The sequence below is a fragment of the Lactiplantibacillus garii genome, from assembly GCF_003885105.1.
Lineage (GTDB): Bacteria > Bacillota > Bacilli > Lactobacillales > Lactobacillaceae > Lactiplantibacillus > Lactiplantibacillus garii.
In genome coordinates this window covers 21122-33538 of sequence record NZ_QWZQ01000036.1, presented here as the reverse complement: position 1 = coordinate 33538, position 12417 = coordinate 21122, and the positions used below count along the sequence as shown (strand labels likewise).

The window sequence follows — 12417 nt, the reverse complement described above, 5'->3', positions numbered from 1 at the left end:
CAGTAAGATTTTGCAAAATACGCTATAATGAAATATTGAATGCTTAAAATGAGAGTAAAGGGGTTTCCTATGTTAATTACAAGTTATAATCCAACCGAATTAGGCGATACTTTAATCGCGATTTTACGCCCAGACACGGCGAGTCAGAAAGTTGAAACGCACGCGACCGTCACCCGGATTAGTGACGAAAAAACGAATCAAACCCTTGGGTACAATTTCTTTGATGTTTCCAAAACGTTAGGTCAATTAGACGTTAATGGTCAGGTCCACTTAACGGCGGAACAAGTTGATCAATTAAATAATTTATTAAAAGCAAACGACTTTGATCCCGAATTAGAATTAGACACCGACCCGAAGTTCGTGGTCGGCTACGTTGAATCCGCCGAAGCCCACCCGAAGTCCGACCACTTACAAGTGACGAAGACCCAGGTCGGCGCCGACAAACCGCTCCAAATCGTGAGTGGATCACCGAACATGCAGGCCGACATCTTAGTGGTCGTCGCCAAAGTGGGCGCGATGATGCCCGACGGTTTAATCATTTGGCCCGGTGAATTACGGGGCGTCGAAAGTGACGGGATGATCGTTTCGGGGCGTGAATTACAATTACCAAACGCTCCCCAACGGCCCGGGGCCTTGATTTTGCCCGCCGACTACCAACCAGTCGGGGCGGCCTTTGATTTCAAACGGGCCCAAACGTTATTTACCGACTAACGGAATTTTTATAAAATAGGATGATTGAAAATGAACCATTATGATGGCCCGGCTTTTTTCCGGAAATATCGTTTAACAACCCCACAAGTGAATACGTCAGCGGCGGCCAGTCAATCAACTCCTGCAGCGTCTTCTGCTAGTACCAGTACGAATCGTCCCGCCACGCCGGTCCATCCGGCTAAACGGGCGACCGTAAAACCGACGCCCCCGGTCCGTTCGCGGGCAGCCAAACCCGCAGCAAACCAGTCAGCCAAGTCGGCACCTACGAGTAACGCTCCGTTTAGTGGGGGGACCCACGGCGCGTTTCACCCGTCAAAGGTGCCGTCCCAACTGTCCGCCGCGTTAACGGACGGGGGGATTATTCGCCAAAAAGATGATAAAAATTACCTTGAGATCGAAGCGAGTCTGCATAAATCGGCGGATTCGTTTCTACTGTTTGCGGACGCGACGAGTGCCGAGTTACCAACCGTTGACTTACAACGGCCGGTACCCGCAACGTCGACGGCACCGGTGATTGAACCGACGAGTAGCGCGCCGACCGAAGTGTTCGAGCCGCACGCGGCGGGCTTTAGTGACCAGCCGACCGAAGTATTTGAACCCCAATCACAAGCAGCATCGGCGGCAAGTACGGTGGCGGCCCCCGACAGTGGTCCCACGGTACTGATCAAACCAACGGCGCCAATTTCGGCCGCGCCCGCGAGCGCGCCAACCGAAGTGTTTGAACCACACGTTGCCGCCCAATCTGCCCAAGCGGAAAGCAGTGCGCCGCGGGCCGTCACGGTGACGAGCGCCGCCTTACCAACGGTGGTCTTTGAACCCGCCAAGGCCGTTACCGCTGCCAAAAGTGAGGTGGCGACGGTGACGTCCAGCGCGCCGACCGAGGTGTTCGAACCGACCCAGCCCGTTATGGACCGGGAACCAGCTGGCCCGACGGTGGTCTTTGAACCGACGCACCCGATTAGTGCGACCGAACCTGAACCAGTCACGAGTGCGGCAACGGCGGAACTCAGCGCCGCTGAATCCGCGGTTCGGCCAAGTCACGGCTTAGGGTTGTCATTAGGGGCTATTATGTCCGCCGAACACGACGCTCAATCGGACTTGGCGCCATTTAAGGATAAACCCGTTGCGGCGGGGGAGGGGGCCAGTGCGTCGTCCGAAGCTGATTCAAAGACGTCCATAGAGGCAACGCCGACAACCGGTGCGGCCACCACGACCGCACCGGCCGCGGAATCGACGGCGGCTTCGCAAGCGCCAACCACGCCCGTTAATGATGATGATGAACCTTACCAGCCAGTCGGGATGCGGCCACAGACCACTAGTCAGGCCGCTCAGGATTCGACTGCGCCAGTTCGCACGCCGATTTCAACGGCTAGCCAAGCGGGACCAACGAGTTCGGCAGCCCAAAGTGCGCCAGCTTCGGCGAGTGTGACGGCCCCGACTTCGGCCGTGCATAGTGGTGAATCCGCCGCGCCGGTCTTAGCCGATAAAGAACTGGCGGCGTACCACTTCCCACCGTTAAGTTTGTTAAAACCACCGGTTATTTTGGACGAGTCCGAAATGGACGACTGGATCGAACAAAAGGCGACCGCCTTAGAAGAGACCCTGAGCGCGTTTAAGATCAACGCCAACGTGGTCGACTGGACGGTCGGTCCGACGATTACCCAGTTCCAGGTTAAACTGGCACGGGGGATCAAGGTCAGCAAAATTACCAACCTGGAAGACGACATTAAAATGGCGCTCGAGGCCAAACAGCTCCGGATTGAAGCGCCGATTCCGGGACGGAACACGGTCGGAATTGAAATTCCGAATAAAAAATCCCGGCCGGTCATGTTATCGGAAGTGTTAAATTCCAAACCGTTTAAAGAAAGTAAATCACCGTTAACGGTGGCGTTAGGGGTCGATTTGTTTGGTCAGCCGCAAGTGACCGATCTGCGGAAGATGCCGCACGGCCTGATTGCCGGGTCGACCGGTTCCGGGAAGTCGGTCTTCATTAACAGTATCCTGGTTTCACTGTTATACCGGGCGAACCCGCAACAGGTCAAACTGTTGTTGATTGACCCGAAGGCCGTGGAACTGGCACCGTATAATAAGATTCCATACCTGCTGGCACCGGTGATCTCCGATCCGAAGGCCGCTTCGGCCGCTTTGAAGTGGGCCGTGGATGAAATGGACAACCGCTACGACCGGTTAGCCGCTGGTGGCGCCCGCAACATTGAACAGTTCAACCGTTTAGCGGAAGAACATCACGAACCGGGACTGAAAATGCCGTACATCGTCATCGTGATCGACGAATTAGCCGACTTGATGATGGTGGCGTCGAGTGAATTCCAAGACTACATTGCCCGCATCACGGCGAAAGCCCGGGCGGCCGGGATTCACTTGCTGGTTGCGACCCAACGGCCAAGTGTTGACGTCGTAACCGGGGTGATCAAGAACAACATTCCGACCCGGATCGCGTTCATGACGTCAAGTCAAGTGGACTCACGAACCGTCCTAGATACGAGCGGAGCGGAGCAATTATTAGGCCGAGGTGATATGCTGTACTTAGGCAACGGTCAAAGTAACCCGATGCGCTTGCAAGGGACCTTCGTGGACCGCGAGATTGACGACATTACCCAGTTTGTGCGCGACCAGGCTGCGCCGCACTACGAGTTCCAACCGGATAGCCTGTTGAAGCACGAAGAAGCGGCTAAAAACGAGGACGAGTTAATGCCCGAAGTTTTAGCGTACATTGCCGACGAGGACACCACGTCCACGTCGAAGGTGCAACGCAACTTCTCAATCGGCTATAACCGGGCGGCCAATATGGTGGACGACCTCGAGAGTCGCGGCTACGTTTCCGCCGCGAAGGGTTCCAAGCCGCGCGACGTTTATTTCACCGCGGATGATTTAACCAAGTTACAAGCCAATTCATAATAAATAACGACCGATTCACCGCTTAACTGATGAATTGCGAACATGGGAGATTATTAGACAATGGATAAAGCAACGGTTTATTATTTTGTTGGGATCAAGGGTTCCGGGATGAGCTCCTTGGCCTTAATTTTGCATGACAAGGGCTTCCAAGTGGAAGGTTCCGATATTGAACAGTACACGTTTACGCAGAAGGGCTTAGCCGCCGCTGGCATTAAAATGTTGCCATTTTCCGCCGACAACATTCACGCGGGCTTAACGGTGATTGCCGGGAACTCCTTTACGGATGACCACCCTGAAATTAAAAAGGCGCGTGAAATGGGGTTGCCCGTTTACCGTTACCACGAATTCTTGGGTAAATTGATGGAAGGCTACACCAGTATCGGCGTGGCCGGAACCCACGGAAAAACGTCGACGACCGGCTTATTATCCCACGTTTTGAGCCACATTGCCCCCACCAGTTACTTGATTGGTGACGGGACCGGGAAGGGGACGCCGGACGCCCGCTTCTTCGTTTTTGAAGCCGACGAATACCGGCGGCACTTCGTTGCTTACCACCCGGACTACGCCATCATGACCAACGTTGACTTTGATCACCCGGACTACTACAAGGACTTAGCCGACGTTCAATCGGCCTTTGAACAGTTTGGGAGCCAAGTGAAGAAGGGCATCTTTGCCTGGGGCGACGACGAAAGCTTACGCCACTTAGACGTTAAGACGCCGATCTACTACTACGGGACCAAGGATCGCGACGATTTCCAAGCCGTTAACATCAAGCGGACGACCAAGGGTTCATCCTTTGAAGTGAAGTACCACGACGAATCCTTAGGTGAATTTGAAATTCCGTTGTTTGGGGAACACAACGTCTTGAACAGTACCGCCGTTATCGCGGTGGCCTACTTTGAAAAGGTCAATTTGGACGAAATTCGCCGGGAACTCCTGAACTTTAGCGGGGTTAAACGGCGCTTCTCTGAACACCAGGTCGGTCACGGCATGATGCTGATTGACGACTACGCGCACCACCCGTCTGAAATCAAGGCGACCTTAGACGCCGCCCGACAGAAGTACCCGGACAAGGAAATTTTGGCCGTCTTCCAGCCCCACACCTATTCACGGACCAAGGCCTTAATGGACGGTTTTGCCAAGAGCTTAAGCATGGCGGACCACGTTTTCTTGACCAACATCTTCAGTTCCGCCCGTGAAAAGTCCGGCGACGTTTCGTCCAAGGACTTAGCGGCTAAGTTGCCAAACGGTGGCGAAATCATCACCACTGACGACATGCAGGCACTGGAAGCTTACCACGACGCCGTGGTCGTTTTCATGGGTGCCGGTGACATTCAGAAATACGAAAAGATTTACGAAGACGATATGAAATAGTGCTTCTAATGATTAAGTACGCGTAACCACTCAAGTTGCGCGTACTTTTTTAAAATAAAAGAAAAGGTTAGTTAAAGTTTGACCTTTACATTTAGCGTCGGAGTTCTGAACGCGCGGAAGGCTTGCCAAATATAAGAAATTCTTATCTAATTCTCAAGTACAAACTGTTTTACCTTCCCTGACTAATCTGATACACTAGGTGTCAAGAAAGTTGAGGTGTCTGATTGTGATGGCTAGTCGAGTGTCTTTGATTGATAAACTAGCGTGAGGGTGGTTACTAACGCCTGGCGGTAGTAACGCTTTTAAAATTTCAGTTAGACCCGCAACTCGGGTTTGTGTTAACTAGTTAAATTTTAGGTGAAAGAGGGATAATCTATGAATAATTTCCAAAATGATCCGCAACCACGGACCATCAATACCCAAATTGGGCTGCGGAGTTTCTTATCCAAAATGTACGGGTTTATGTCGCTCGCCGTTTTGGTTTCCGCCATTACCGCTTACTTATCAATGACGGTGTTTGCCACCGCCATTAACGGCATGTTTGCCAGCCACCCGTTCTGGTTCTTGCTGATCTTCATCGTTTCAATGTTTGTAATGATCGGTGGAATCCAACGCAACGCGACCCGCAATCCCGCGCTGAGTTTTACCTTGCTGATGACGTTTGCGGTCGTCTTTGGGGTTGAAATGTCCGTCACGTTGAGCTTATACACCGGTGCCACGATTGCCGGTGCCTTCGTAGCCGCTACCGCGGTCTTCGGGACGATGGCCGTGATTGGGAACACGACCAAGCGCGACATTTCCAAATTAGGCACGCACTTGTTTGCCGCCTTGATTGGGTTGTTAGTCGCTTCGATCGTTAACATGTTCCTCCAAAGCGCGATGATCAGTTACATCTTTTCTTACATTGGGGTGTTGATCTTCGCCGGGTTGTCGATGTGGGACAGCAACAACATGCGTAAGATGTACCTCCAATACGGTGATCAGGTTTCTTCAACCGGGTTAGCCGTTACCGGGGCCTTACAACTGTACTTGGACTTCGTTAACTTGTTCTTATACTTCGTCCAAATTTTCGCTGGTTCAAGCCGCGACTAATAATTAAAATAACTTTTAAGGATTACGACCACCGCGTCGTAATCCTTTTTTAACGCGGTAAAAACGCCGGATTTTCCGGTTACCGAACTCCCGTTTTAGGGAATAGTTTGGTACAATTAAGTAGGTACTATGGCTAATTCTGCTCAGCTTTACGGGCAACGTTAGCGTAGTTTTAACAGCAGCGAACCAATTTACCAATTAGGACAGAATCTATTAAAACGGGGAGCAAACTAAACATGGCAAAAAAATTATTACTGATCGACGGTAACAGCGTGGCTTTCCGGGCGTTCTTTGCGTTACACAACCAACTGGAACGCTTTACTAACGCGGACGGCTTGCACACTAACGCCATCTACGGGTTCAACACCATGCTGGACCACATGATCAAAGCCGTTGAGCCGACCGACATGCTCGTCGCGTTTGACGCCGGTAAAACGACGTTTCGGACGAAAATGTTCGACGACTACAAGGGCGGTCGGGCCAAGACCCCGGGTGAATTTTCCGAACAAATGCCGTACATTAAGCAATTACTAGACGCGTACGGGATTCAACATTACGAATTAAAAGACTTTGAAGCCGATGACATTATCGGGACCCTGGCCGGTCAGGCGGACGCCGCCGGTTACACGACGACGGTGGTGACCGGGGACCGTGATTTGACCCAACTGACGACGGACCACACGACGGTCGCCGTGACCGTCAAGGGAGTTTCCGAAGTGGAACGCTACACCCCGGAACACGTCCAGGAAAAATTAGGCATCACGCCCAAGCAAATCATTGATATGAAGGGGCTGACTGGTGATACTTCCGATAACTATCCGGGGGTCACCAAGGTCGGTGAAAAGACCGCCTTAAAACTATTAAAGGAATATGGCTCAATTGAAGGGGTCTACGAAAACGTGGACGCCATGAAAAAGAGCAAGATGAAAGAACACCTGATTGAAGACCACGACTTAGCAACCCGCGCGAAGGTTTTAGCAACCATCAAACGCGACGCGCCAATCACGGTCGGCTTGGCTGATTTAGCCTACGCCGGTCCGGACGTGGACAAGCTAGCCGAATTTTACACTGAGATGGACTTTCAGTCGTTTTTGAAAAAGTTACACGTGCAGTCGGACGAACCGGAAAAGCCCATCGAATTTACCGTTTTAACCAGCGCTAACCTGGATGAACTGGCCCAGTTTAGCGACCACGTCGACTTCTACCTCGAAATGCCGACACCGAACTACCACACCTCGGCCTTTGCCGGCTTTGCGATTGGCGCGGACGGCAAGTGGTTCATCAGTCGTGACGTCGAATTACTCATGAAACCGGCCGTTAGCGACCTGTTAAGCAGTACCAGTATCACAAAGGACGTTTTTGACATGAAACGCACGATGGTCGGGCTGAACCGCTTGGGCATTCAACTCGGCACGGTCGACTTTGACCTGCTACTGGTCTCCTACTTGTTGGACACCAACGATAACAGTAACGACCTCGGCAGTTTAGCCGAACAACACGGTTACAGCGATTTGCCGAGTGACGAAGTCGTCTACGGCAAGGGCGTTAAACGTGCGATTCCGGATGACGACCAGGTGTTCTTTAGCCACCTGGCCCGCAAGCTCGCGGCAATTGCGGCTTTAAAGCCGGAGTTGTTGAAAAAGTTAACGGCAAACGAACAGGCACCGCTCTACGACGACATTGAAAAGCCGATGGCAATCGTGCTGGCCCAAATGGAAATGGCCGGCATCACCGTAGACAGCGGCACGTTAAAGGCGATGGGCAGTCAGTTCAAGGAACGTTTAAGCGAAATTGAACAAACGATTTACCAGGAAGCCGGCGAAGAGTTTAACATCAACTCCCCCAAGCAGTTGGGCCACATTTTGTTTGAAGAAATGAAGTTACCGGTCATTAAAAAGACCAAAACCGGCTACTCAACGGCCGTCGACGTGTTGGAAAAGTTGGCGCCGGAAGCCCCAATCGTGGCCAATATTTTGCAATACCGGCAGATTTCAAAGATCAACTCCACCTACGTGGTCGGGTTGCTCGACGCAATCCATTCGTCGGATCAAAAGGTGCACACCCGGTACCTCCAAACGTTGACCCAGACCGGACGACTCTCATCAGTTGACCCGAATTTACAAAACATTCCGGTCCGCTTAGAAGAGGGGCGTAAGATTCGCAAGGCCTTCATTCCGAGTCACGACGGCTGGCAGATTTTCTCGTCCGACTATTCGCAAATTGAACTGCGGGTGCTCGCCCACATTACCGGCGACGCCAACATGCAGGAAGCCTTTAAGGAGGGTGACGACATTCACGCCGCCACCGCGATGCGCATCTTTAACTTAAAGTCACCGGAAGACGTGACCCCGAACATTCGCCGGCAAGCCAAGGCCGTTAACTTCGGGATCGTCTACGGGATCAGTGACTACGGGTTGTCCCAAAACATTGGCATTACCCGTAAACAGGCCAAGAGTTTTATCGACTCGTACTTCCGGGAATACCCGGGCGTGAAGGCCTACATGGAGAACATTGTTAAAACGGCTCACGAACAGGGTTACGTGGAGACCATTTCGCACCGCCGTCGCTACTTGCCGGATATCCACTCGAAGAGCTTTAACCAGCGTTCGTTTGCCGAACGGACCGCGATGAACACCCCAATTCAGGGGAGTGCCGCCGACATCATTAAAATTGCGATGATCAAAATGCAGGACCGTTTGAAGGCGGAGGGGCTCAAGGCCACGATGCTGCTGCAAGTCCACGACGAATTGATCTTTGAAGCACCGAAGGAAGAAATTCCGGTGCTTGAAAAGTTAGTACCGAGCGTGATGGATTCCGCCGTCAAGTTAGACGTGCCGCTGAAAGTGGAAAGTCACTTTGGCGATACGTGGTACGATGCAAAATAGGGGGAATCAACATGCCTGAATTACCAGAAGTTGAAACGGTCCGCCGCGGGTTGAACCGCCTCGTTAAGGGCGCGACGGTCGCCAGCATTGAAGTATTTTGGCCGAAAATTATTAATAACGACGTCGAAAGCTTTGAAGCCCGTCTAAAGGGTCAGACGATTGAAAAAATCGACCGGCGCGGCAAGTACTTGTTATTCCGGTTTACTAACGGCCTCACGATGGTGTCGCACCTGCGGATGGAAGGCAAGTACAACGTGGTGCCGCGCGGCGAGGATCAAACCAAGCACACCCACGTGGTTTTCCATTTGACCGACGACCGCGACTTACTTTATAACGACACCCGTAAGTTTGGCCGGATGACACTAGTTCCGACCGGCGAAGAAAACACGGTCGGCGGGTTGAAAAAGATGGGGCCGGAACCGGTCGCGGATCAGTTGACGCTGGCCTACCTGGAAGACACCTTTGGCAAGTCTAAAAAGATGATCAAACCGCTCCTGCTTGATCAGAGCAAGATTGCCGGGATTGGGAACATTTACGCCGACGAGACCCTCTGGATGAGTAAGATTCACCCGATGCGGCCGGCCAATTCGCTAACCGAAAACGAAATCAGCGCCTTACGACAAAACATCATCGACGAAATGGCGATGGCCATTAAGGGTCACGGGACGACCGTCCACTCGTTTTCGACGGCGTTTGGCGAAGCCGGGCAGTTCCAAAATCACCTGCATGTTTACGGACGTGAAGGTGAACCCTGTGAACGGTGCGGAACGCTTATTGAAAAAATCAAGGTTGCTCAGCGCGGGACCCATTTCTGCCCGCACGAGCAACAACTGTAGGTGACACTTATGACGCAAATTATTGGCTTAACTGGCGGGATCGCCAGCGGCAAGTCCACGGTGGCCGGGATGCTGGCGGAAGCCGGACTTCCAATCGTCGACGCGGACAAGATTGCTTGGCAAGTTGAGGGCCCCCACCAACCGACCACGGCGAAAATCGCGGCCCACTTCGGTCCACAAACGTTACTGGCGGACGGCAGTTTGAACCGGCCGTGGCTGGGCAAACGGGTCTTTGACGACCCCCAAGCCCTAGCCGAACTAACGGCGATCACCAGCTTGCCGATCCAGTACGCCATGCTAAAAGCCATCGTGGCCGCGGGGCAAAGCCACCCGGCCGCGGTGATCCTAGACGTCCCGTTGTTATTTGAAAGCGGCTGGCAACATATTTGTGACCAAGTCGTAGTCGTGACGGCCCCGGAAGCGGTGATCCGCAAACGGTTGATGGCCCGGAACCACTTAAACCAGGCGGACGCGCAGGCCCGGATGGACAGCCAACTGCCGTTAAGCACGAAGGTTCGGCGGGCAGACGTGGTCATCAACAACGGAGAAAACGTTGAACAAACGCGAACGGCCGTGTTAAAATGGCTGAAAATGATTAATTCTTAAACAAAAACTTATCGTTACTAGCAAAATGAGGTGAGAAGTCTATGCAATGTCCACACTGCCATCATAACGGCTCGCGCGTCGTTGACAGCCGACCGACCGATGACGGTCGCGTGATCCGGCGCCGGCGTGAATGTGAAAACTGCGGTTTTCGGTTCACGACCTTTGAACGGGTCGAAGCCACGCCGTTATTAGTGATCAAAAAGAATGGCGCCCGGGAAGAATTTAACCGCGAGAAAATTTTACGCGGGATTATTCGTTCCGCTGAAAAACGGCCCGTTAGCATGGAAACCATGACCGGGGTCGTTGATGACGTTGAAAACAAAGTCCGCTCACTGGGTGAAAATGAAATTTCCAGTCAGGTGATCGGGGAATACGTCATGGAAAAATTGGCGGATATCGATGAAATCTCCTACATCCGTTTTGCCAGCGTTTACCGGCAATTTAAAGATATGCACGTTTTCTTGGATGAACTCCAGGACATGATGGAACGTGACAAGGTCAAACTGGCGAAGCAGTCCAAGACCGGTCACGCCCCGAAACCGAAAAAAGATTAAAGATAAAGAATGGTGCAGGCAATGCAAACGAATAACGAACCACAGTTAACGCCCAAAACGGGATTAGTGGTCCCGACCGCGCCGGCTTTAAGCGCCGCTCAACAGGCCGTATTGGCGGAACTGTATTTACCGCTGATCGGGCCGTTAGCCTACAGCTTGTACGCGGCGTTGCGTTCCTTGCAAAGTCCGGAAAATGAACTGAGTAACCGCCGCAGCCACGCCGAACTTCTCGGAATTTTGGGGACCGACTTGCCGACCGTGTTAGCGGCCCGTAAAAAGTTGGAGGCGACCGGGCTGTTACAAAGTTATTTTCAGGAGGACGAACTGGGCGCCGTGTACGTATACCAGTTACAGGCCCCGCTGGCGGCGTTGCCGTTTTTTGCCGACGACCTGTTAAGTGTGTTACTACTAGACACGGTCGGAGAATTGCGCTACCAGCAGCTCGCCGACGACTTCGCGCCCGTCAGTATTGACCTTTCGAAGGCGCAAAACGTGACCGCTAACGTGCTGGACGTTTTCCACATTGACAGTCAGAAGGTGACCCAGTCCCCGCTGCCCGTCCAGAAGGTGCGCGCCCAGTTAGCGGCCAACGAGCCGGTGGAAGCCACCGGTTCGGCAGTCAGTGACGACGGTTTTGACTGGCAACTGCTTGGTCAGATCTTAAAACAGAATTACGTGGACTTAAAACAGGTCGCGGGTTCGCGCCAACTGATCATCACCGAAAGCCGGGTCTACGGGCTCAACGAAATTGAAATGGCGAAGCTCATTAGTGAAGTGGCGAGTTTAACCACCGGTCAGTTTGATGAAAGCCAGCTGAAACTAGTGATCGCGCGGCGCTATGAACGGCCCAGCGCCCCAGCGGCCAGTGAACCACCGGCTGATGCGACAAAGGCGGCCGCTAACGTGACTGCGACAAAACCGACCGGCAACTTAACGGCGGCCGAACAGCAGCTGGTGAACTACGCGAAGACCGCGACGCCGTACGACTTTTTAGCCGATTTAAAGCAGGAAAAGCACGGCTTCGTCACGGCCGGTGAAAACCGCCTGATCCACGATTTAGTGGGCCGGGGCGTTTTACCGAACCCGGTGATCAACATGCTGGTCTTTTATTTGCTGCAAAACCGGGAACTAGCGGCGCTGAACCGCAATTTGTTGGAGACGGTCGCCAACGACTGGCAACAGCACGCCATTACGACACCGGAAGCAGCCCTGACCTATATCAAGACCCGCCAGCAGCCGAAGCAACCGGCCCGGGCACGCCGGCGCAATAATAACGGCCGCCCGGTCCGCAAAGAGATCGTACCGAAGTGGGCGCAAAAACAGGCGACCGGCAGTGCCAACGCCAAGGCAAACAGCGGGGCGAACCAGTTAACCGAGGCCCAACGCAAGCAGTTGGCGGAGCGGGTCGCCAAGCTCGACACCAATTCCAAGAAGGAGGACTAA

General features: G+C 52.9%; 9 protein-coding genes. All 9 read left to right on the top strand.

What is annotated here, in order from left to right:
• The first annotated feature begins 69 nt into the window (after positions 1-69).
• The gene (gene ytpR, locus D1831_RS10365; protein ID WP_125072871.1) at positions 70-711 is read left to right on the top strand and encodes a YtpR family tRNA-binding protein; all 642 of its coding nucleotides are present in this window, start codon (positions 70-72) and stop codon (positions 709-711) included.
• 30 nt (positions 712-741) lie between these two features.
• A complete protein-coding gene (locus tag D1831_RS10360) occupies positions 742-3627 on the top strand; it encodes a DNA translocase FtsK (protein WP_125072870.1) in 2886 nt (961 codons plus the stop codon).
• 60 nt (positions 3628-3687) lie between these two features.
• On the top strand, positions 3688-5001 hold the full coding sequence (murC, locus tag D1831_RS10355; protein WP_125072869.1) for a UDP-N-acetylmuramate--L-alanine ligase: 1314 nt from the start codon (positions 3688-3690) through the stop codon (positions 4999-5001).
• 375 nt (positions 5002-5376) lie between these two features.
• Entirely contained in the window at positions 5377-6093 is a 717-nt protein-coding gene (locus D1831_RS10350; RefSeq protein ID WP_125072868.1) for a Bax inhibitor-1/YccA family protein, read from the top strand.
• A 236-nt stretch (positions 6094-6329) separates the two neighbouring features.
• Positions 6330-8978 (top strand): DNA polymerase I, encoded by a 2649-nt coding sequence (gene polA, locus D1831_RS10345; protein ID WP_125072867.1) that lies wholly within the window; start codon positions 6330-6332, stop codon positions 8976-8978.
• A gap of 11 nt (positions 8979-8989) precedes the next feature.
• On the top strand, positions 8990-9814 hold the full coding sequence (gene mutM, locus D1831_RS10340) for a bifunctional DNA-formamidopyrimidine glycosylase/DNA-(apurinic or apyrimidinic site) lyase (RefSeq protein ID WP_125072866.1): 825 nt from the start codon (positions 8990-8992) through the stop codon (positions 9812-9814).
• A gap of 9 nt (positions 9815-9823) precedes the next feature.
• The gene (gene coaE, locus D1831_RS10335; RefSeq protein WP_125072865.1) at positions 9824-10420 is read left to right on the top strand and encodes a dephospho-CoA kinase; all 597 of its coding nucleotides are present in this window, start codon (positions 9824-9826) and stop codon (positions 10418-10420) included.
• Positions 10421-10461: 41 nt separating this feature from the next.
• Positions 10462-10974, top strand: coding sequence for a transcriptional regulator NrdR (gene nrdR / locus D1831_RS10330; protein WP_125072864.1), 513 nt, complete (start codon positions 10462-10464; stop codon positions 10972-10974).
• A 21-nt stretch (positions 10975-10995) separates the two neighbouring features.
• Complete coding sequence (locus D1831_RS10325; protein WP_125072863.1) at positions 10996-12417, top strand: replication initiation and membrane attachment family protein; 1422 nt, start codon at positions 10996-10998, stop codon at positions 12415-12417.